The sequence below is a fragment of the Nocardioides sp. genome (assembly GCF_035576065.1).
GTDB lineage: Bacteria > Actinomycetota > Actinomycetes > Propionibacteriales > Nocardioidaceae > Nocardioides.
In genome coordinates, this window is the sequence record NZ_DATLWX010000042.1 from 16,525 (window position 1) to 38,287 (window position 21,763).

General features: G+C 69.0%; 21 protein-coding genes. 16 read left to right on the forward strand and 5 right to left on the reverse strand.

Annotated features, from left to right (window positions below; translation table 11 throughout):
* Positions 1–299: 299 nt before the first annotated feature.
* A complete protein-coding gene (locus VNJ48_RS18215; protein WP_325604712.1) occupies positions 300–590 on the forward strand; it encodes a hypothetical protein in 291 nt (96 codons plus the stop codon).
* Between the two features lie 67 nt (positions 591–657).
* Here VNJ48_RS18215 and VNJ48_RS18220 read toward each other — a convergent pair whose 3' ends face one another.
* From VNJ48_RS18220 to VNJ48_RS18230, 3 genes are all read right to left on the reverse strand, one after another.
* Positions 658–1,059 (reverse strand): hypothetical protein, encoded by a 402-nt coding sequence (locus tag VNJ48_RS18220; protein WP_325604716.1) that lies wholly within the window; start codon positions 1,057–1,059, stop codon positions 658–660.
* A gap of 650 nt (positions 1,060–1,709) precedes the next feature.
* Positions 1,710–2,261 carry a SigE family RNA polymerase sigma factor gene (locus tag VNJ48_RS18225; protein ID WP_325604719.1) on the reverse strand — a complete coding sequence of 184 codons (552 nt, stop codon included), beginning with the start codon at positions 2,259–2,261 and terminating at the stop codon, positions 1,710–1,712.
* Positions 2,258–3,148 carry a hypothetical protein gene (locus tag VNJ48_RS18230; protein ID WP_325604721.1) on the reverse strand — a complete coding sequence of 297 codons (891 nt, stop codon included), beginning with the start codon at positions 3,146–3,148 and terminating at the stop codon, positions 2,258–2,260. Before VNJ48_RS18230 ends, VNJ48_RS18225 begins: the two co-directional genes overlap by 4 nt.
* Before the next feature lie 135 nt (positions 3,149–3,283).
* Between VNJ48_RS18230 and VNJ48_RS18235 the strand changes: the two genes are divergently transcribed.
* From VNJ48_RS18235 to secA, 15 genes are all read left to right on the forward strand, one after another.
* Entirely contained in the window at positions 3,284–3,709 is a 426-nt protein-coding gene (locus tag VNJ48_RS18235) for an HIT family protein (RefSeq protein WP_325604724.1), read from the forward strand.
* 11 nt (positions 3,710–3,720) lie between these two features.
* The gene (uppS, locus tag VNJ48_RS18240) at positions 3,721–4,407 is read left to right on the forward strand and encodes a polyprenyl diphosphate synthase (protein ID WP_325604726.1); all 687 of its coding nucleotides are present in this window, start codon (positions 3,721–3,723) and stop codon (positions 4,405–4,407) included.
* A gap of 13 nt (positions 4,408–4,420) precedes the next feature.
* Entirely contained in the window at positions 4,421–5,815 is a 1,395-nt protein-coding gene (locus VNJ48_RS18245; RefSeq protein ID WP_325604728.1) for a phosphomannomutase/phosphoglucomutase, read from the forward strand.
* A 2-nt stretch (positions 5,816–5,817) separates the two neighbouring features.
* Entirely contained in the window at positions 5,818–5,976 is a 159-nt protein-coding gene (locus VNJ48_RS18250; protein WP_349255869.1) for a Trm112 family protein, read from the forward strand.
* 18 nt (positions 5,977–5,994) lie between these two features.
* Positions 5,995–7,026, forward strand: coding sequence for an SIS domain-containing protein (locus VNJ48_RS18255; RefSeq protein WP_325604731.1), 1,032 nt, complete (start codon positions 5,995–5,997; stop codon positions 7,024–7,026).
* A gap of 46 nt (positions 7,027–7,072) precedes the next feature.
* Positions 7,073–8,179: a DUF808 domain-containing protein gene (locus VNJ48_RS18260; RefSeq protein ID WP_325604734.1), complete on the forward strand. Its 1,107-nt coding sequence runs from the start codon at positions 7,073–7,075 to the stop codon at positions 8,177–8,179.
* A 93-nt stretch (positions 8,180–8,272) separates the two neighbouring features.
* A complete protein-coding gene (gene ahcY, locus VNJ48_RS18265; RefSeq protein WP_325604736.1) occupies positions 8,273–9,757 on the forward strand; it encodes an adenosylhomocysteinase in 1,485 nt (494 codons plus the stop codon).
* A gap of 15 nt (positions 9,758–9,772) precedes the next feature.
* The gene (gene mtrA / locus VNJ48_RS18270; protein WP_325604738.1) at positions 9,773–10,471 is read left to right on the forward strand and encodes an MtrAB system response regulator MtrA; all 699 of its coding nucleotides are present in this window, start codon (positions 9,773–9,775) and stop codon (positions 10,469–10,471) included.
* Between the two features lie 7 nt (positions 10,472–10,478).
* Positions 10,479–12,113: an MtrAB system histidine kinase MtrB gene (gene mtrB, locus VNJ48_RS18275; RefSeq protein WP_325604740.1), complete on the forward strand. Its 1,635-nt coding sequence runs from the start codon at positions 10,479–10,481 to the stop codon at positions 12,111–12,113.
* Positions 12,110–13,840 carry an LpqB family beta-propeller domain-containing protein gene (locus VNJ48_RS18280; protein WP_325604742.1) on the forward strand — a complete coding sequence of 577 codons (1,731 nt, stop codon included), beginning with the start codon at positions 12,110–12,112 and terminating at the stop codon, positions 13,838–13,840. Before mtrB ends, VNJ48_RS18280 begins: the two co-directional genes overlap by 4 nt.
* A 61-nt stretch (positions 13,841–13,901) precedes the next feature.
* Complete coding sequence (locus tag VNJ48_RS18285) at positions 13,902–14,615, forward strand: ComF family protein (RefSeq protein ID WP_325604744.1); 714 nt, start codon at positions 13,902–13,904, stop codon at positions 14,613–14,615.
* 351 nt (positions 14,616–14,966) lie between these two features.
* Positions 14,967–15,605, forward strand: a complete 639-nt coding sequence (gene hpf / locus VNJ48_RS18290) for a ribosome hibernation-promoting factor, HPF/YfiA family (protein ID WP_325604746.1) — start codon at positions 14,967–14,969, stop codon at positions 15,603–15,605.
* 36 nt (positions 15,606–15,641) lie between these two features.
* On the forward strand, positions 15,642–16,325 hold the full coding sequence (locus VNJ48_RS18295; RefSeq protein WP_325604748.1) for a response regulator transcription factor: 684 nt from the start codon (positions 15,642–15,644) through the stop codon (positions 16,323–16,325).
* A 16-nt stretch (positions 16,326–16,341) separates the two neighbouring features.
* The gene (locus tag VNJ48_RS18300) at positions 16,342–17,562 is read left to right on the forward strand and encodes a winged helix-turn-helix domain-containing protein (RefSeq protein ID WP_325604749.1); all 1,221 of its coding nucleotides are present in this window, start codon (positions 16,342–16,344) and stop codon (positions 17,560–17,562) included.
* A gap of 77 nt (positions 17,563–17,639) precedes the next feature.
* A complete protein-coding gene (gene secA, locus VNJ48_RS18305) occupies positions 17,640–20,498 on the forward strand; it encodes a preprotein translocase subunit SecA (protein ID WP_325604750.1) in 2,859 nt (952 codons plus the stop codon).
* A gap of 10 nt (positions 20,499–20,508) precedes the next feature.
* Here the strand turns inward: secA and VNJ48_RS18310 are convergent, their stop codons facing one another.
* Positions 20,509–21,018, reverse strand: coding sequence for an Rv3235 family protein (locus VNJ48_RS18310; protein ID WP_325604752.1), 510 nt, complete (start codon positions 21,016–21,018; stop codon positions 20,509–20,511).
* A gap of 20 nt (positions 21,019–21,038) precedes the next feature.
* A complete protein-coding gene (locus VNJ48_RS18315) occupies positions 21,039–21,728 on the reverse strand; it encodes a LysM peptidoglycan-binding domain-containing protein (RefSeq protein ID WP_325604754.1) in 690 nt (229 codons plus the stop codon).
* Positions 21,729–21,763 lie beyond the last annotated feature (35 nt).

Sequence of the window (21,763 nt, forward strand, 5' to 3'; positions counted from 1 at the left end):
AGCGCGGTCAGGCACTTCACCGTCTTGGTCGTACTTCCGGCACGTTGGACCCCGCTCGCGGACGCAGTTGGCATGGCGCCAGTATCGAACAGGACTCACCGGACGACCTGAACTCGTCGGCCCGAGCCAACGAAGTCCGCGCTGTAGACCTTCGGGTCATCGGACCACCACGAAGCGCGACGCGCGCGTCCCAATTGATCACCTACATCGACGTCTGGCCAGACCCCGATCCTGTGGGAGGTCGCGTGGGTACCGATGTGCGGTCGCGCGATCAGACCGACCCCCTGCATCATTGAGCGATGACTGCGGCTGAGTCCTTTCGCCTACGGGTTGAAGGCGTGTTCGACCTCTCGGAGCGCGGCACGACGGTCCTGGGCCCGATCCTGGCAGGGGAGGTCTCTATCGGCGATGTGCTTGCGGTCGAGGGCCGCGAAACAGGACCCCGAGCCACATGTGTCGGGATCGACGCAGCGCCGAGAATGCTGAGGACGATGAAAGACGCCCTACCGCGAGTCGGCCTGACAGTGACCGCCTGGTCGAGGGATGACGTGGCCGAAGGTGACGTGCTGGTGGCGACGGAGCGGGCGTGACGAGACCACCGCACATGCCGCGATCAGCTCGTGCGCACAGGGCGAGCGTGTGCGCGCGCCTCGGCGTTCAGCGGACGCGGACCTTGGCCCGTTGACCGTGTTCCGGGACCAGGGTCGCCCAGCCGGCCTTGACCTCGCTCGGGATGTCGACGGTCCAGGTGACCGTGGCGTTCTCCCCGGCCTCGGCTGTGCCGAGGGGCCACGAGCGTCCCTGCTGGCGCAGGGTCAGAGTGATGCCGCTCCTCGGCGTGGGCTCGGCGCCGTAGTCGCACTCACTGCAGCCGAGCGTGGTCGTACACGAGCCGAGGTCCTGACAGCCGTTCGCGAAACCAGCACCTTTGATCTCGACGGTGGCGCCTGGGCGAGTCACCAGATCGTCGACGTTGGTGAGGTAGGGGCTGGCGCACGAGGCCGCTGCTGGCTCATGCCCGAAAGGCAGGAAGGTGGCGGCGGTCAGTAACGCCAGCATGATCGCTGGGGCAGATCGCATACGGCTTCGACGGCCGCGGCAAATCGTTCGTTCCATGCACCGGTCGCCGGTGAGTGCGGTCGTCAGGACGAGCTGTCCAGGATCGTTCCATCCGCCGTGAACCGTGCGGCAACCGCGCCACGCGTGTCGGTCGCCCATCGTTCGAGCCACTCACTGGACTGCGCGGCGGGTCTTGCCAGCCAACTCTGCGCCGCGGTGCGAACGACTGCGTGGAACTGCTCCGGGCCTGAGCGGCCGATCTCGTACAGGTCCTCAAGCTCGGCCCAAGCGCAATAGAGGTCACCTGCGTGGGGCATCCGAGGATCGCCGAGCAGGTCGATTCGGGACCAGGTGATCGACTCGTACGCGCCACGAGGGCCCGTCGCAGCGAGCGCGGCTCTGGCGGCAGGGTCGGCCTTCAAGAGGAGTTGCCACTCTCGTTCCAACGATTCGCTCGTCATCGCGCCAAACTTATGACACCGACATGCGGAGTCAAGGCCGTGACGCTCGTGACAGTGACGACCCCGGCCCCACACCCGCAGACCACCACCTACAGGGCCGCAGGCACGCGCTCAGATCGCCCCTACGCCCTCCCGGCTACGCCTCCACGACCCTCCTGAAGAGTGCGGCACAGGTCCGGCCCGCACTCTTCAGGAGGGACCTTGGGTGGCCGGGGACTGAGAGGCCTCGATGGCCGAGTGCGGCTCGGCTCCTTCCATTCGAGCCAGCGCCGTCCTCAGCTTCTCGAGGCCTCGCGACGAGTGGCTCTTGACCGTGCCGGTCGCGATGCCCAGCTCACTCGCTGTCTCCTCCACCGACAAGCCCAGCCAATGCCGCAGCACGACCACCTTGCGTTGCGCGATGGGCAGATCCTGCAACGCGTCGAAGAGGGCCGACCGCTCCTCGAGCGGCAGCTCCGTCCTGGCGACGGCGTCGTGCCCGAGAAGGCCGGGCCGCTCGCGTCGCCAGGGTCGTCGGCTCTCGTCGATGTTGGCGCGCACGATGATCTGCCGGACGTAGGCCTCCTCGCGGCCATCCAGGTGCAGCCGCGGCCAGGCGACGTACAGCTTGACCAGCGCGGTCTGGAGGAGGTCGTCCGCCTGGTGCCAGTCGCCGCACACCGCGTAGGCGATGCGCCGGAGATGGGTGCGTCGAGCGCTGACGAAGGCGCTGAACTCGGCGTCCCTCGAAGGGGTCCTCATCGCAGTCCCTCGCCCGAGGCGTACTTCAGCTGGGCCCAGGCCAGGAGCTCCTCGAACGTGCGTCCGACGATGTCGCCGGGCGGCGTGGTGATCACGTCGAGCGTCCCGTCGACCACCCGCCACACGACGAAGTAGTTCCCCTCCTTGCCGGCGACCGACACCACCGCCGCGCCCGTGATGTCGCCCGGTGACGCGAAGGTCGGACCGAGCTGCGGGTCGTCGGTGCGATTGAGGACCTGGGTGCCGGGAGTCGGGACGACCCGTTCCTCGTCGTCGAGCCGGAACGTCTCCGGCCAACCGCTGACGATGCCCGCAGTGGGGTCGACCTGGCTGGCGACGTAGTCGGCGAAGCTCGCCCAACCATCGCTGGGCTCCGACCACAAATCCAGAGTGCCCAGAGGCATCCGGCGCTTCTTGATGATCAGCCAGTGCCGCTCGCCCTTCCACGTCACGTCGAGTGCGTCGGAGAACTCCGGCGGCTGCAACCCGTAGGGATTACCGATGTGCTCGTGGACGATCACTCCCGGCCGGACCTCGAGCTCCCCGTCTGTGTAGCGGATCAACACACCAGGACCAGGACCTGGGCCACTCGCCTTGGGCCATGGCGCCTCGGAAGCAGCAGGGGCGGAGTCCTGCGAGGGACTCGGATCGGCCGGGGAGGTCGTCGAAGCCGGATCCCCGCCGCGCAGGTCGGAGGCGGTCGTGGAACCGGGCGAGACGGCGTACCAGCCCGCGATCAGCACGGTGACGGCAGCGAGGCCGGCAGTCACGCCGGCCACCCGTCGCCGGATCAGGGCGCGTCGACCTGCGGTGACGTGGATGCCGACCGGCGGAAGCGCGGGACCGTCGCCGAACGAGCGATCCAGCTTCTCCTGCATCGTGTCCATGATTCTCCTCCGGTGGCCAGGGCTTCACAGTGAATACGGAACGCGCCGTCAATGGGTTGTCACACCGGTCCTCCGGCCCACTGATCCGCAGACGGTAGACCCCCACTGGCCCCGTGACTCGCTAGCGTGAGCCACATGACCGACTCCTGCCTGTTCTGCGGCATCGCGGCCGGCGACATCCCGAGCGTCAAGGTCGCCGAAAGCCCTTCGACGTACGCCTTCATGGACATCAACCCCGCCTCCGACGGGCACGTGCTGGTCATTCCGAAGCGGCACAGCCGGGACCTGCTGGACATCAGCGCCGACGACCTGGTCGACGTGACGAGCGCCGCCCAACGCATCGCCAAGGCCGCTGTCGTCGCCTTCGATGCCGACGGGGTCAACCTGCTCAACTGCTCCGGCGCCGAGGCATGGCAGTCGGTCTTCCACTTCCACCTGCACGTCGTACCGCGCTATGCCGACACCACCAAGGACCGTCTTGAAGTCCCGTGGCAGCCGGGGACGACGGGTGACCCGGAGCTGATCGCCGACCTGGGCAACCGCCTGGCGGCCAGCCTGTGAGCGAGGTCCGCATGAGCAGGGCGCCCGTCCACGTCGGGGTCGTGATGGACGGCAATCGCCGCTGGGCCAGAGCCGCCGGGCTCACCAATGTGAGCCACGGTCACCGGGCCGGGGCCCAACACGTCGAGGACCTGCTCGCGTGGTGTGTGGAGGCGGGCATCGAGCACGTGACGACCTACGTCCTGTCGGCGGACAACATCCGCAAGCGCCCGGCGCACGAGGTGGGCTTCCTCTTCGACCTGCTGGCCGGCGAGCTGCCGAGCCTCGTGGAGCGGTCGGAGCAGTGGTCGCTGCACGTGTCCGGGGACCTCGAGATGCTGCCGCCGGACGTGAGGGGGGCGCTCACCGGAGCGGTCCGCACCACTGCCGGCCGGGCGAGACACCTGACGATGGCGATCGCCTACGACGGACGGGCCGACATCGTGGGCGCCATCCGTGCCGCGATGCGGGACGGCGCCGACGCCTCGGACCCGGAGGCGATCACGGCGCACCTCGGCGGCGGCCCGGTGAAGGAGATCGACCTCGTCATCCGCACGAGCGGTGAGCACCGCCTGTCCGGCTTCTTCCCGTGGCAGACGGCGCACGCCGAGGTCTACGTGTGCTCGAAGCCCTGGCCCGCCTTCGGGCGGGACGACTTCCTCGAGGCGCTCCGGCACTACTCCGACCGGGCCGACCCGGAGCGGCACGCAGCCTCCTGACTACGCTGCCCCCATGCCGACGAGTGCGACGCTGGACCAGGCGAACGTCAACGCCATCTTCAAGGCCTACGACGTCCGCGGCACCGTTCCGGACCAGCTCGACGAGGATCTCGCGCGTGCGACAGGCGCCGCGTTCGTCGAGGTGATCGGCGCCCCGACGATCGTCATCGGCCACGACATGCGGCCCGGCTCGCCCGACCTCGCGGGCGCGTTCGCCGCGGGCGCGACCGAGGCCGGCGCCGACGTCATCATGATCGGGCTGGCCTCGACCGACCAGCTCTACTTCGCGTCCGGCCGCCTCGACCACGCGGGCGTGATGTTCACCGCGAGCCACAACCCTGCGGGGTACAACGGGATGAAGATGTGCCGAGCCGGCGCGGTGCCGATCGGCTCCGACTCGGGGTTGCTGGAGATCCGCGACTCGGTGGTCCGTGGTGGCCATCGGCGCGCCACCACCGTCGGCAGCGTGAGCCAGCAGGACGTGCTGGAGGCGTACGCCGCACACCTGCTGTCGCTGGCGCCCGTCCCCGAGCCCCGGGTGGGGCGACCCCTGAAGGTCGTCATCGACGCCGGCAACGGAATGGCAGGGCTCACCGCCCCCACAGTCTTCGAGCGCGTCGGCACCGACCGCATCGAGGTCGTGCCGATGTACTTCGAGCTCGACGGCACCTTCCCGAACCACGAGGCCAACCCCATCGAGCCCACCAACCTGGTCGACCTGCAGGAGCGGGTCCTGACCGAGGGAGCCGACATCGGTCTGGCCTTCGACGGCGACGCCGACCGCTGCTTCCTCGTCGACGAGCGTGGCGTCGCGGTCTCGCCGTCGACCCTGACCGGGCTGATCGCCGCCCGGGAGCTCGCCAAGGAGCCCGGGTCGACGATCATCCACAACCTGATCACCAGCCGCGCCGTGCCGGAGATGGTCACCGAGCTCGGCGGCAAGCCGGTCCGCACCCGCGTCGGCCACTCCTACATCAAGGCCACCATGGCCGAGACCGGTGCGATCTTCGGTGGCGAGCACAGCGGCCACTTCTACTTCCGCGACTTCTGGAAGGCCGACTCGGGCATGCTGGCGGCGCTGCACGCGCTGGCTGCGCTGGCGGAGACCGACGCGCCCCTGTCCGAGCTGTTGTCGGCGTACGAGCGCTATGTCGTCAGCGGTGAGATCAACTCGACTTCTGCCGACCAGGCCAGCATCGTCGACGGCCTCGAGGAGCAGTACGCCGACGCCGAAGGTGTCACCACCGACCGTCTGGACGGGCTCACCGTGAGCCATGACGACTGGTGGTTCAACGTCCGTCCGTCCAACACCGAGCCGCTGCTGCGGCTCAACGCCGAGGGCCGGGACCGTGCCACCATGGAGCGCGTCCGCGACGAGATCCTCACGATCATCAGGAGTCAGTCATGAACATCGACCAGGGTCTGCTCGACATCATCGTGTGCCCCGACTGCCACGGCGACCTGTCCGTGCAGGGCGAGGAGCTCGTCTGCGCCGGCTGCGGCCTGGCCTACCCGGTCCGCGACGACATCCCGGTGCTGCTCGTCGACGAAGCCCGCAAGCCGGCCTGAGCCGGGAGCGGGAGCGACATGGCCACGTGGTTCGACGAGTCCCGGCTCGACGACGAGGCGGTGCTGGAGGCGTTCGGCCTCCGGCTGCGGAGCCTGGCGGAGAGCGGCGCCCGAGTGCGCCGGGAGTCCCACGACGCCGCCAGCGCCACCGCCGAGGCGATCGCCCGTGACCGCACGTCGTCGAGACCGCGCGCGGTCATCGCCGCCGGTCCCGACTCCCGCCTGCTGCGGGCCGTCCTGGAGCCGCGGTGCCCGGTCCCGTTCGTCGCCTGGCCCGCTCCGGCACTGCCCGGCTGGACCGGGAGCCTCGACCTGGTCGTGATGCTGGCGCCCGAGGGCTCGGACTCGCCCTCCGCGTCCGCGGTCGCCGAGGCCGTACGCCGCGGGGCACAGGTCGTCGTCGCGTGTCCGCCCACGTCGTTGGTCGCCGAGCACGCGGCCGGCCGCTACACCACCATCCTGCCGACCGTCACGGGTGACCAGCTCGCCACCGCGGTCGTCATGCTCGACTACCTCGAGCAGGTCGGCCTGGGCCCGCGCGCCGATGCCGAGAGCGTCGCGACGGCGTTGGACGAGGTCGCCCTCTCCTGCTCGCCCCACCGAGACCTGGCCGTCAACCCGGCGAAGATGCTGGCCATCGCCCTGGCCGACACCACGCCGGTCGTGTGGGGCGGCTCCGTGCTGGCCGCCCGCGCGGCTCGACGCGTCGCGGAGTCGATGCGGCGCGCGAGCGGCCGCAGCGCACTCGCCGCTGACGCCGACCACCTCCTCCCGCTGATCGAGGCGACCCGGCAGCGGGACGTCTTCGAGGATCCCTTCGCCGAGGAGGTCGGTGACCGACGCCCACTCCTCGTCGTCCTCGACGACGGGGCGGAGGACCCGGCGGTCAGGGAGCAGCGTGGTCGTCTGCAGGCAGCGGCGGCCGACCGCGGGGTGCGGACGGAGACCCTGACGACCGACGCGGCCACGGAGGTGGCGCGCTACGCCTCGCTCATGCTGCAGGGCCTCTACGCCGCGGAGTACCTCCGCGTGGGTCTGGTCGACGAATGAGCGCTGGATAGGGTGACGTCGTGAGTGACGTGAGAGAGATCGCCTGATGGCCGCAGGACTCTTCGCCCTGCTCGACGACGTGGCAGCGATGGCCAAGCTGGCCGCCGCCTCGGTCGACGACATCGGCGCTGCCGCCGGTCGGGCGAGCGGAAAGGCCGCCGGCGTGGTCGTCGACGACACCGCCGTGACGCCCCAGTTCCTCCAGGGCTCCGCGGCCGCCCGCGAGCTGCCGATCATCAAGAAGATCGCCATCGGCTCGCTGCGCAACAAGCTGTTGTTCATCCTGCCCGCGGCCCTGCTGCTCAGCGAGTTCGCCCCCTGGCTGCTGCCGATCCTGTTGATCTTCGGTGGCACCTTCCTGGCCTACGAGGGTGCCCACAAGGTCTGGGAGAAGATCAGCGGGCACGGCCACGAACAGGAGACCGAGGCAGAGGTCGAGGAGCTCGGCGGGCTCACGCCCGAGCACGAGAAGGCGACGGTCGCCGGTGCCATCCGCACCGACTTCATCCTGTCGGCCGAGATCATGGTGATCGCACTCAATGACGTGGTGAAGTCCGATCCGGGCTTCGTCACCAAGGCCGTGATCCTGACCGTGGTCGCCATCTTCATCACCATTGCCGTCTACGGCTTCGTCGCGCTCCTGGTCAAGATGGACGACGTCGGCGTCCACCTCACGACCAAGCCCTCCCAGGTGGCGAAGAAGGTCGGCTACGCACTCGTCGCCGGCATGCCCAAGGTGCTGGCGGTCATCTCGGTGATCGGCATCGCGGCCATGATCTGGGTCGGGGGGCACATCCTCCTGTTCAGCCTGAACGACCTGTCCAAGTCGCTGAGCGGCACCCTCGCCGAGGTCCTGCATGCGCCGTACGACTTCGTGCACCACCTCGAGGAGGGCGCCCACGACGCGCTCGGTGCCTTCGGTGGCGTGGGGGGATGGTTGGTCAACACGCTGCTCTCGGCAGTCCTGGGACTCGTCGTCGGCGGCATCGTCGTCGCCCTCATGCACCTGTTGCCCCACCGCCAGGACAAGGGGCACGACGGCGATCACGACAGCACGCATCCCGACGTGCGCGAACCGACCATCGACGGCCTCCCCGACGTGGCACCCGAGGTGACCCCCGGCGGGCCCGTCGAGGATTCTGAGAATCGGTGAAGCCGGTTCTACGCTTCTGAAGTCAGCGTGGGAGATCCCGACGACGCACAGACGTGCGGCGCAGACGCGCTCCACACACTTCAGGAGACAACGATGGACTTCAAGGTCGCTGACCTCAGCCTGGCCGAATACGGCCGCAAGGAGATCGAGCTCGCCGAGCACGAGATGCCCGGACTGATGGCCATGCGTGAGCGCTTCGCCGCGAGCCAGCCGCTCGCCGGAGCCCGCATCGCCGGATCACTGCACATGACGATCCAGACCGCCGTCCTCATCGAGACGCTGACCGCGCTCGGTGCCGACGTCCGCTGGGCCACCTGCAACATCTTCTCCACCCAGGACCACGCCGCCGCGGCCGTCGTCGTGGGACGCCCGTCCACCGGGGGCACTGTCGACGCGCCCGCCGGTACGCCCGTGTTCGCCTGGAAGGGCGAGTCGCTCGCGGAGTACTGGGACGAGGCCGAGAAGGTCTTCGACTTCGCCGACACCGCCGACACCGCCGACACCGCCGGCAACCCGGTCGGCCCCAACGTCCTGCTCGACGACGGTGGCGACATCACCATGCTCCTGCACCTCGGTGCGGAGTTCGAGAAGACCGGCGTCGTGCCGTCCCAGGACAGCACCGACAACGAGGAGTTCAAGGAGGTGCTGCGTGTCCTGGCCCGCTCGGTCGAGGCCAAGCCGCAGCACTGGACCAACATCGCCAAGGACATCAAGGGAGTCTCCGAGGAGACCACCACCGGCGTCCTGCGTCTCTACGACCGCTTCCGCGAGGGCACGCTGCTCTTCCCGGCGATCAACGTCAACGACTCGGTCACCAAGAGCAAGTTCGACAACAAGTACGGCTGCCGCCACTCGCTGATCGACGGCCTGAACCGCGCGACCGACGTCATGATCGGCGGCAAGGTCGCCGTCGTGTGTGGCTACGGCGACGTCGGCAAGGGCTCGGCCGAGTCGCTCCGCGGCCAGGGCGCTCGCGTCATCGTCACCGAGATCGACCCGATCTGCGCGCTGCAGGCGGCCATGGACGGCTACGAGGTCAAGCGCCTCGAGTCGGTCGTCGAGACGGCTGACATCTTCATCACCACCACGGGCAACTTCGACATCATCACCGTCGAGCACTTCATGAAGATGAAGCACCAGGCGATCGTCGGCAACATCGGTCACTTCGACAACGAGAGCAACATGGCCGGCCTGGCCAAGATCCCCGGCATCGTCAAGGACGAGATCAAGCCGCAGGTCCACCAGTGGATCTTCCCGGGGGAGGACGGCGAGCCCGGCAAGAAGGTCATCGTCCTGTCGGAGGGTCGTCTGCTCAACCTCGGCAACGCGACGGGTCACCCGTCGTTCGTGATGTCGAACTCCTTCACCAACCAGGTGCTGGCACAGATCGAGCTCTACACGAAGGCCGACGAGTACGACCTCGGTGTGCACGTGCTGCCCAAGCACCTCGACGAAGAGGTCGCCCGTCTCCACCTCGACGCCCTCGGTGTCGAGCTGACGGAGCTCTCCAAGGAACAGGCTGCCTACCTCGGCGTGCCGGTCGAAGGCCCCTACAAGTCCGATCTGTACCGATACTGAGGCAGACTGCCTCACATGAGCCCGACCGAGCAGCCCACGAGGGGCAGCGTGCTGGTGGTGGACGACGACTCGTCGCTCGCCGAGATGCTGTCCATCGTGCTGCGCCAGGAAGGCTTCGAGTGCCGGATCGTCACCCGTGGCGACCTGGCCCTCGAAGCCTTCCGCAGCTTCAAGCCCGACCTCGTCCTGCTCGACCTCATGCTGCCGGGCAAGGACGGCATCGACGTCTGCCGGGAGATCCGGGCCGAGTCCGGGGTCCCCATCGTGATGCTGACGGCGAAGGGCGACACCATCGACGTGGTGGTGGGCCTGGAGTCCGGAGCTGATGACTACGTCGTCAAGCCGTTCAAGCCCAAGGAGCTCGTGGCGCGGATCCGCGCCCGCGTCCGCCGAAACGATGCGCCCACCAACGAGTCCCTCACCATCGGCGACCTCAGCATCGACGTCGCCGGGCACTCCGTGACGCGCGGCGAGGAGTCGGTCAACCTGACCCCGCTCGAGTTCGACCTCCTCGTGTGCCTTGCTCGCAAGCCGTGGCAGGTCTTCACCCGCGAGGTGCTGCTCGAGCAGGTGTGGGGCTACCGCCACAGCGCCGACACGAGGCTCGTCAACGTGCATGTCCAGCGGTTGCGGTCCAAGGTCGAGCACGACCCCGAGAACCCCGAGATCGTCGTCACGGTCCGCGGCGTGGGATACAAGGCCGGTACGGCGTAGCCCGACCATGTCCACGCCCCAGACCCCCGTCGCTGCACCCCCGATCCGGCCGGTGGACAGAGCGACCCACGGCGTCCGGCGGGCCCTGACGTTCTGGCGCCGCTCGATCCAGGCCCGGGTCGTGGCCAGCACCCTGCTGCTCTCCGCCACAGTGGTGGGAATCGTCGGGGCGTTCCTCATCCAGCAGACCCGGGACGGTCTCGTCGACAACCGAGTGGACCAGGTGGTCGCCGAGGCCGAGAACGAGACGGCCGATGCCCGCGAGCGGCTCTCCTCCGCGGTCGGCACCGACGACGAGTCCCGACAGCAGGAGGACCTCGTCGCGCCGATCATCAGCCGCGGCTCCTCCCGGGGCTTCGCCGTGATCCTCTCGCCGGCGGCCGGGCCCGGCGGCCGGCTCGAGGACGGCGGCGCCCAGTTCACCCGGGGCCTCGAGCTGTCGAGCGTACCGGCGTCGCTGCAGGAGCACTTCGAGCAGCCGGCGGCCACCTCCTGGACCTTCACCACGATCCGGACCAGCCGGGAGATCACCGGGCTGCCGCCGGGGCCGGGCATCGTCGTCGGCAGCCAGGTGACCCTGCCGGCCGACAACGAGACGTACACGCTCTACTACCTCTACTCCCTCGAGGAGGAGTCCGACACCCTCGACCTGGTCGGTCGGGCGCTGCTGACGGCAGGGGCGCTGTTGCTGCTCCTGGTCGCCGGACTGGCCTGGGTGGTCACCCGACAGGTCGTGACGCCGGTGCGGATGGCGCGACGCGTCGCCGAACGGCTCGCCGCCGGACAGCTGCAGGAGCGGCTGCGCGTGACCGGTGAGGACGACCTGGCGCGCCTCGCGACCTCGTTCAACCAGATGGCCAGCAACCTCCAGAAGCAGATCCGCCAGCTGGAGGAACTCAGTCGCCTGCAGCGCAGGTTCGTGTCCGACGTCTCGCACGAGCTGCGCACACCGCTGACCACCGTACGCATGGCCAGCGACGTCCTGCACGACGCGCGGACGGACTTCGACCCCGGCTCCAAGCGCGCGGCCGAGCTGTTGCAGAAGGAGCTGGACCGCTTCGAGACCCTGCTGGCCGATCTCCTGGAGATCAGCCGCTTCGACGCAGGAGCGGCGGTCCTCGAGCCCGAGGACGTCAACCTGGTCCACGTGGCCCATCGTGTGGTCGACCTGACGCGGGCCCTGGCCGAGCAGCGCGACACGCGGGTGATCGTGCACGGACCCGGGCACCCGTGCCTGGCGGAGGCGGACGTACGCCGCGTCGAGCGGATCGTGCGCAACCTCGTCACCAACGCCATCGACCATGCCGAGTCCCGTGACATCCACGTCTTCGTCGGGGGCGACGAGCACTCTGCCGCGATCGCGGTCCGCGACCATGGCGTCGGGCTCGGACCCGGCGAGTCGGCCATGGTGTTCAACAGGTTCTGGCGTGCCGACCCGGCGCGCGCCCGCACCAGTGGCGGCACCGGCCTGGGGTTGTCGATCTCGCTCGAGGACACCCACCTGCACGGGGGATGGCTCCAGGCCTGGGGTCGGCCGGGCGAGGGCTCGCAGTTCCGGCTCACGCTGCCCCGCAGGCTCAACGAGCCGCTCCGGCACAGCCCGCTGCCGCTCGTGCCCGCGGACGCCCTGGAGTCCGCGTGAAGACCTTGGCGGCCCGCGCCGCCCTCCTCCTCTGCACCCTGCTGGTGATGTCGGCGTGTGTGCGCATGCCGAGCGAGGGGCCGGTCACCGAGGTCCGAACCGACACCACCGACACCACCACGTCCGGCATCGCCTACGACCCCAAGCCGCCGCAGAAGGGGGAGTCGGCGACCGAGATCGTCCTCCACTTCCTGGAGGCGATGAAGGCGACGCCCAGCACGACGAGTGTCGCTCGCCAGTTCCTCACCGCCGACGCGCAGCTGAGCTGGAAACCGGAGGCGATCGTCACCTATGGCGAGCTGGGTGACCCGGAGGGCGAGCGGGAGGTGGCACTCCCGATGAGCAGCCTCGAGATGTACGACGAACGGGGTGCCTGGCAGCGGTCGCGGGACGAGAAGACCCAGGTGTTCGAGGTCACGGTCGAGAACGGGGAGCGGCGCATCGCCGTGCTGCCGGACGCGCTGATCGTCCCAGAGACGTGGTTCGCGGGCGTGTATCGCCGCGTGTCCCTGTACTTCTTCGACCCCACCACCCAGATCCTTGTGCCGGAACCGGTCTTCGTCCCCGAGGGTGATCAGCTGGCGTCCTCGATGGTTCGGGGTCTGCTCGACGACCCGACGGCCGATCCCCGGGTGAGTCGAACCGTCGTTCCCCCGGGCTTCGAGTCGTTCCCGGTGCCGGTCAAGGCTGACGGCACAGCGGAGGTCTCGCTGCTCGGAGATCCCAGCGCCGTCGACGACGAGCGCCGCGACCTGATCCTCACCCAGCTGGTCTGGACCCTGCGCCAGGATCAGCGGATCAGGGCGTTGCAGCTCGCGATCGGCGAGGAGGAGCAAGGCGAGTCCAGCGAGGCGATCCCTGTCACCAGAGAGGTCGGGACCGCCTACGACCCCACCGGGGCGCAGGCGAGTGGCGACCTGTTCGGCCTGGTGGACGGTCGTGTCGTGCGTGGTTCCATCGGGTCGCTCACCGAGACCTCCGGTGCGATGGGCACCGAGCGGCTCGGGGTGCGCTCCATCGGCGTCAACCTGGCCGGTGACCGGGTGGCCGGTGTCACGACCGACGGCCAGGACGTCCTCGTCGCCCCCGTCGACGAGGAGGTTCGAGCCAAGCTGGTGGCCAGCGGCGGCCGCAACCTCCTGCCCCCTGCCTGGGACTTCGCGGACCGGATCTGGCTGGCCGACCGCGCACGCGGCGGCGCGGTGATCAGCGTCGTCATCGGCGACCAGTCGCCGCGCGCCATCAACGTGCCCGGCATGAGCGGCCGCGACGTACGCCGCCTGCTCGTCTCTCGCGACGGAAGCAGGCTGGTCGCTGTCGTGCGTACGCCGACGGGCGACCGGGTCGTCGCCAGCCGGGTCCTCCACAACCTCTCGGGCAACGTGCTGCGGGCGACGCGGGCGGTCGTGCTGGACTTCCAGCCCGCCGCTGCGACGCCGGTCATCCGAGACATCGGCTGGCGGTCCCCGACCAGCATCTCGGTGCTGACGGACATCAACGACGACCTCTCCCAGGTCGCGACGATCTCGGTGGACGGCTCGCCCGGCGAGCTCTTCCTCGTGGGGGCCTCGTCCGTCCGCGGCGGCAAGCGCGAGCTCGTCAGCTCCCCGGTGGAGGGTGCAGAGGTGTTTGCCGTGGCCCGGGACGCCGTCAGTGACCTCACTGCCCCCGAGCGCCCGCTGCAGGCGCCCGAGCAGGGGCTCTCCTCGCTGACCTACGTCGGCTGAGGCCTCCACAGCCTCCGAGCGGGGCCTTGTCGCGGCGCGGCAGGCCTGATGCGATGACGGGGTGCGCGACGCCGTCCTCGACCTGCTGACGGGGAGCACCTGCGTCGGGTGCGGGCGCCCCGGTCGGATGCTCTGTCCTGCGTGCTGGGGGCTGCTACCCGCCCGGGCGAGCATCTCCTGGCCCCAGCCGACGCCGCCGGGCCTGGTGACCCCGTGGGCCGTGGCCGACTACGACGGGGCCGTCCGGGAGATGGTCGTCGGCCACAAGGACCGGGGCCAGTTCGCCTTCCGTCGGGTCCTGGGCGACCTGCTGGTCGAGTCCGTGCTGTGCGCCGTACCGCACCACGAGCAACCGCTCGTGCTCGTTCCGGTGCCCTCGCGCCCAGGATCCGGCCGGCGCCGGGGCTACGACCCGATGGGCGCCCTCGTCCGGGTCGCGGTGTCCCGCCTGCGGAGCCATGGACTCACCGCGTCGTCTGCACCGTTGCTGGTGTCGAGCCGATCGGTGGTGGACCAGGCAGGACTGTCCGCCGACCAGCGATCGGCCAACCTGGCCGGCTCGATGGCGTGTCCCTCACCCCGGCTGGCCCGACTCGCCCGGCGACACACCCATGGGCACGTGGTGATCTGTGACGACGTCTTGACCACGGGCGCCACCGCCGCCGAGGCCCAACGTGCCCTGACCGCGGTGGGTCTGACCCCGGTCGGCATCGCCGTCATCGCCGCGACGCGCCGCAGGCTTCCCGCTCAATTCAGCCGTTCGCTTTTGTCCTGAGGTGCAAGGGGCTAGCGTCGGTCCATGGAGTCCGTCCGGGTCCGTGGTTGCGTCATCCGGGCCGGTGCGCGTGCGCACCATCATGGATGGCAAGCCGATGCCAGTCGCAGGCGAAACGGTCCACGTAAGGCTGGAGACAGCCGATCACGGTGCGGCTTAGACGTAAGTCCTGCTTCGGCGCCGCCGTCAGACACGGCGACCGTCGGGAGAGGGCCGGTAGTGGCATTCAAGCTGCGGAAGCCCCAGCAGGCGATTGTGGGGACGAAGACCAGGTCGGCCGGGCGGGCTCCATCTCACCTTGCCAAACGTGCAGGCGTGGGTGCTTGAGCAGCCCGCTACAAGGAGGTTCACATGGATGTTGTGGTCACCGGCCGACACTGCGAGGTGTCTGAGCGGTTCCGTGAACATGTTTCGGACAAGCTCGCCAGACTCGAGAAGCACGATCACCGGATCATCCGCGTGCAGGTCGAGGTGGAACAGGAGAAGAACCCACGACAACACGACCGAGCCACCCGAGTGGAGCTCACCGCCTTCTCCAAGGGTCCGGTGATCCGCGCCGAGGCAGCTGCTGAGGACAAGATGGGGGCGCTGGACCTGGCGGTCGACAAGATGGCCGCCCAGATGCGTCGGGCCGCGGACCGCCGCCGCGTCCACCACGGTCGGCACGCGCCGCTCTCCGTGAGCGAGGCGCTGGCGGAGGTGGAGCCGCTGAAGACGGAGGAGAGCTCGGAGGGCCTCGACGAGACAGTCACCGAGCGTCAGGTGGGTCCGATCACCGTCGTGGGCGACGGGCCCCTGGTCGTGCGCGAGAAGTCCCACGCGGCCACGCCCATGACCCTCGACACCGCCCTGTACGAGATGGAGCTGGTGGGTCACGACTTCTACCTCTTCGTCGACAAGGACAGCGAGAAGCCCTCGGTGGTCTACCGCCGGCGTGGCTACGACTACGGCGTGATTTCGCTGGATCTGGACCAAGAGAGCCCCAAGTGAAGACCGGTCACGCCCGCGTCATGACATGATGCGGGCGTGACCGAGGCAACAATGAGGCCAGGGGCCGAGCCCATCCGAGTTCTCGTGGTCGATGACCAGGAGCTGTTCCGCCGGGGGCTCACGATGCTGCTGGCGCAGGATCTCGACATCGAGGTGGTGGGCGAGGCAGAAGACGGCATCACCGGCACCGAGCTCGCTGTCGCCCTCGTGCCTGACGTCGTGCTCCTCGACGTCCGGATGCCGCGACGCAGCGGCGTCGAGGCCTGCACTGCCATCAAGGAGGGCGTGCCGTCGGCCAAGATCATCATGCTGACGGTGTCCGACGAGGAGGGCGACCTCTACGAGAGCGTCAAGAACGGCGCCTCGGGATATCTCTTGAAGGACTCCTCGATCGAGGAGGTCGCGCAGGCGGTCCGCGTGGTCAACGAGGGCCAGTCGCTGATCAGCCCGTCCATGGCGGTCAAGCTGATCGACGAGTTCAAGCAGATGTCCAAGCCCAACAAGGAGCGGAGCACGGCGCTCAAGCTCACCGACCGTGAGCTCGAGGTGCTGCGGCTGGTCGCCAAGGGCCTGAACAACCGCGAGGTCGCCAAGGAGCTGTTCATCTCCGAGAACACCGTGAAGAACCACGTGCGCAACATCTTGGAGAAGCTGCAGCTGCACTCACGGATGGAAGCTGTGATGTATGCCATGAAGGAAAAGCTGCTCGACCTTCCCTGACGGCGATGGCCAGGCGATGACACCGCTGCAGTCACTGTCGAACGTCCAGGCACGCCGCGTCGCCCTGGCGGCCCAGGGCTTCACCGACCGCCCCCATGCCACGGCGTCGATGGCGACGCTCCAGCGCACGGTCGGACGGACCGGCGTCCTGCAGGTGGACTCGGTCAACGTGCTGCAGCGTGCCCACTACATGCCGCTCTACTCGCGGATGGGTCCCTACGACCCCGACCTCCTGCGGCGAGCCTCGCAGCAACGCCCTCGTCGCCTCGTGGAGTACTGGGCTCATGTCCAGGCCTTCATGCCGGTGGACCTGTGGCCGGTGATGCAGCACCGCATGGACCGCTACCGCACCCAGCGCGGCAAGTGGGGCTTCGTCGCTGACTCGGACCTCGAGCCGCGCGTCCTGGCCGCCGTACGCGATCGGGGCCCGGTCACGGCGCGGGGGCTCGACGAGGAGTTCAGCCAGCCCCGGCTCAAGGAGCACTGGGGCTGGAACTGGTCGGATGCTCGCCGGGTCCTCGACTACCTCTTCCTCGTGGGTGACGTGGCGATCGCTGGCCGCACCAGTCAGTTCGAGGTGTTGTACGACGTCCCGGAGCGGGTGCTGCCCCCGCATGTCCTGGCCCTGCCGAGACCGAGCAAGGTGGATGCGGACGTCGAGCTGGTCCGCCGCGCTGCACGCTCGCACGGCGTCGGCACGGTCCGCTGCTTCGCCGACTACTACCGGATGTCGATGGCCGACGCGAAGGCTGCGGTCGAGACCCTGGTCGAGACCGGGGAGCTCCAACCGGTCCAGGTGCAGGGCTGGGGGAAGTCGGCGTACCTCCACACGGCGGCCAAGCTGCCGCGACGCGTCGAGGCCAGGACCCTGCTCAGCCCGTTCGACCCGATGGTCTGGGAGCGCGACCGCGCCGAGCAGCTCTTCGGCTTCCACTACCGGATCGAGATCTACGTCCCGGCCCACAAGCGCGTGCACGGCTACTACGTGCTGCCCTTCCTGCTGGGCGACGCGATCGTGGCCCGGGTGGACCTGAAGGCCGACCGTGCGGGTGGTCGGCTGCTGGTGAAGGGCGCGTACGCCGAGGAGCGCGCGCCCGCAGCGACCGCTGAGGAGCTCGCGGCCGAGCTGGTCCGGCTGGCCGGTTGGCTGGGGCTGACGAGCATCGTGGTGGAGCCTCGCGGTGATCTCGCGCCTGCGCTGGCCGCCGCCTCTGCTGTCGCTGGGTGGCGTGGGTAGCATGATCGACGGCCATCCGGCCGTCCTTTTCCTGAATTGTCCAGTCTCATCAATCTTCATGACGGAGTTTCATCACCGTGCCTGCCATCATCGACAAGCTCCTCCGCATCGGCGAGGGCAAGATCCTTCGCGAGCTGGAGGCGATCGCCAAGACGGTCAACGCCATCGAGGACGACTTCGTCAAGATGACCGACGACGAGCTCCGCGGGATGACGCAGGAGTTCAAGGACCGGCTGGAGAAGGGCGAGACCCTCGACGACCTGATGCCTGAGGCCTTCGCGGTCGTGCGTGAGGCTGCCAACCGGGTCATCGGCCAGCGGCACTACGACGTCCAGCTCATGGGCGGCGCGGCACTCCACCTCGGCAACATCGCCGAGATGAAGACCGGCGAGGGCAAGACGCTGGTCTCGACGCTGCCCGCCTACCTCAACGCCTTGTCGGGCAAGGGCGTCCACGTCGTCACGGTCAACGACTACCTCGCGAAGTACCACGCGGAGTGGATGGGCCGGATCCACCACTTCCTCGGGCTGACCACGGGCGTGATCCTGCCGAGCATGCGCCCGGCCGAGCGCCGCGTCGCCTATGCCGCAGACATCACCTACGGCACCAACAACGAGCTCGGCTTCGACTACCTGCGCGACAACATGGCCGATGACATCGCGGACTGCGTCCAGCGCGGGCACAACTTCGCCATCGTCGACGAGGTCGACTCGATCCTCATCGACGAGGCCCGGACCCCGCTCATCATCAGCGGTCCGACCCAGGACGAGGTGAAGTGGTACGGCGAGTTCGCGATCATCGCCAAGTCGATGCGCAAGGACGTCGACTACGAGGTCGACGAGAAGAAGCGCACCATCTCGGTGCTCGAGCCCGGTATCACCAAGGTGGAGGACCACCTCGGGATCGACAACCTCTACGACTCGGTCAACACCCCGCTCATCTCGTTCCTGAACAACTCCATCAAGGCCAAGGAGCTGTTCCGCAACGACAAGGAATACGTCCTGATGGACGGCGAGGTGCTCATCGTCGACGAGCACACCGGCCGCATGCTCGCCGGGCGCCGCTACAACGACGGCCTGCACCAGGCGATCGAGGCCAAGGAGGGCGTGACGGTCCGCGAGGAATACCAGACGCTGGCCACCATCACCCTGCAGAACTACTTCCGTCTCTACGACAAGCTCTCCGGCATGACCGGGACGGCCATGACCGAGGCTTCGGAGTTCGACAAGACCTACAAGCTCGGCGTGGTCCCGATCCCGACCAACAAGCCGATGTCGCGCGCGGACCGGGGTGACCTCGTCTACCGCACCGAGGAGGCGAAGTACGCCGCCGTGGTGGACGACATCGCCGAGCGCAACGCCCTGGGTCAGCCCATCCTCGTCGGCACCGTGTCCGTCGAGAAGTCCGAGCTGCTCTCGGGACTGCTCAAGAAGAAGGGCGTCCCGCACACCGTCCTCAACGCCAAGCAGCACGCCGACGAGGCCAAGGTCGTCGCCCTGGCCGGGCACAAGGGCTCGGTCACCGTCGCCACCAACATGGCTGGTCGAGGCACCGACATCATGCTGGGTGGGTCGGTCGACTTCCTCGCCGACCAGGAGCTGCGCAAGCAGGGGCTCGACCCGGTCGAGAACGCCGAGGACTACGACGCGGCGTGGCCGGCCATGGTGGACAAGATCCAGGCCCAGGTCGGCAACGAGCACGACGAGGTCAAGGACCTCGGTGGTCTGTACGTCATCGGCACCGAGCGTCACGAGTCCCGCCGCATCGACAACCAGCTGCGCGGTCGCTCCGGGCGGCAGGGCGACCCGGGTGAGTCGCAGTTCTACCTGTCGTTGCAGGACGAGCTCATGCGCCTGTTCAAGTCCGACTGGGTCGACCGGGTACTCCAGGTGCTGAAGGTCCCCGACGACGTGCCGATCGAGAACAAGCGCGTCACCGGCGCCATCGCCAGCGCGCAGGGCCAGGTCGAGTCCCAGAACTTCGAGTCCCGCAAGAACGTCCTGAAGTACGACGACGTGATGAGCCGGCAGCGTGAGGTCATCTACGGCGAGCGTCGTCGCGTGCTCGAGGGTGCGGACCTCGAGGAGCAGATCCGCACGTTCATCGACGACGTGATCACCGGCTACGTGATCGGTTCCACCGAGGGCTACGCCGAGGACTGGGACCTCGACGGGTTGTTCACGGCTCTTCGTCAGATCTACCCGACCGAGCTCACCACGGAGAGCGTCGAGAAGGCTGCTGGTGGCCGCACCGGCCTGAGTCGCCAGGCGTTGATCGAGGACCTGAAGAAGGACATCCAGTCGGCGTACGACCGTCGCGAGGCGGAGGTGGGCCTGGAGGTCATGCGCGAGCTCGAGCGACGCGTGATCCTCTCCGTGCTCGACCGCAAGTGGCGCGAGCACCTCTACGAGATGGACTACCTGCGCGAGGGCATCGGTCTGCGCGCCTACTCGCAGCGTGACCCGCTCGTGGAATACCAGCGCGAGGGCTTCGACATGTTCGCCGCGATGATGGACGGCATCAAGGAGGAGGCCGTCGGCTTCCTGTTCAACCTGCAGGTGGAGGTCGAGCAGGAGACCGAGGAGGGCGACGAGGTCGGCGAGGACACGTTCACCGAGTCCGACCGGGCGGCTGCACCCACGCTCGACCCGACGACGCCCCAGATTGACTTCGCGCAGGCGCAGCGGAAGTCTCAGGGCGACGCCGCCCCGCAGATCCGCGCGAAGGGCCTGGAGCGGAAGGCGAAGCCGACCAACCTGGCCTACTCGGCGCCTAGCGAGGACGGTGACGTGGAGGTGACCACTGCGCCGGTCGACGAGGATCCCTTCGCCGGCACTGGCCGCAACATGGACTGTCCCTGCGGGTCGGGCAAGAAGTACAAGAAGTGTCACGGAGCTCCCGGCGGGGCATCGGGGCACGCGACCGTGGGCGGCTGATCAGACCGGGTCAGGCCCACTCCAGCGCGACGCACTGCCAGCGGCCGTCCCGGGCCTCGAACCGGGCGGCGATGGCGCGCGACCGTGCGCCGTAGCGCACGTGTGCCGAGGCCTCGAGCGCGCCCGACGAGACCAGGCTGGTGCGCATGGTCCTGAGCACCGGGCGGACCGCGCCACGGCCACGGCCTCGGGACGGCAGGGTGCCGGCGGCCGCCGAGACCAGGCGGGCCCGGCGTGCGAGGTCGTCGTAGACCCGGGGGGCGGACTGGCGCAGGAGCTGGGTCACCGGTCGGTCACCGGACGCGATCTCAGTGGCCCGGACGAGGAACGCGTGGGCGAAGCGGTCCAGGGCCATCCGTTCGCCCGGCTCCACGCTGACCACGTCACTGCGACGCTGGCAGGCGGTGGCGGGCCTCGCGTCGGGTGGATCGAGACGCGGGGTCAGGTCGAGGGCGAGCGAGCCCTGGACGCTCGCGGCCGGGACGGTTCGACGGATCGGGATGACGGGTGCCATGGGCATGCGCGTGCCTTTCGGGTCGGTCACTGGTCGGTCTCAGGCAGGGGCGGGCGGAGCTGCTGGCCCGGCGTGATGAGGTCGGGGTCGTCGCCGATCTCGGCGCGGTTCGCGGCATAGAGGGCTCGCCACCGTTCGTCGACGTCGTGGAGCCCCGCATCCGGCCCGAGGTCGGCCTGCGCGATGGACCACAGCGAGTCGCCAGTCCGCACGGTGATGGGCTCGGGACGCCCCGTCGCGGCCGCAACCGGGGGCGTATGTCGAACGGTCGGTCGGGGAGCGGTGGCGGGCCGCGGCTCCTGCGCTCGCCCGGCAGGGGCTCCGGCCACCGCCCGGTCGGGCAGCGGAAGGCCCGCGAGCACGGGCTCGTCGGCGCCGCCCCGGGCGAGGGCCGGGCTGGAGACGCCGGCCACGACGACGACCCCGCAGGCCACCAGGACGAGGCGACGGGTCAGACCCTGCGCCGAGCACGCGCGACCGGCCAAGAGGTCGGCAATCGTCAGCGTGGTGACGATCCACAGCCAGGACGCACAGGTGAGGAGAGCGGCCGAGGCCACTGCCACCAGCAGCTCCTCGAAGGTGCCCGTCCACACCTGCTCGGAGCCGAGGGACGCCACTGTCCGGGCCACGCCTGCCCAGGTGCCGGCGACCGCGGCCGAGACCAGGACCCACACCACGGTGGGTCGAGCAGAGCCTGGAGCGGTGTCCCGAGTCATCGCCAAACCTTTCGTTTGCTTCTGTTTGACACATT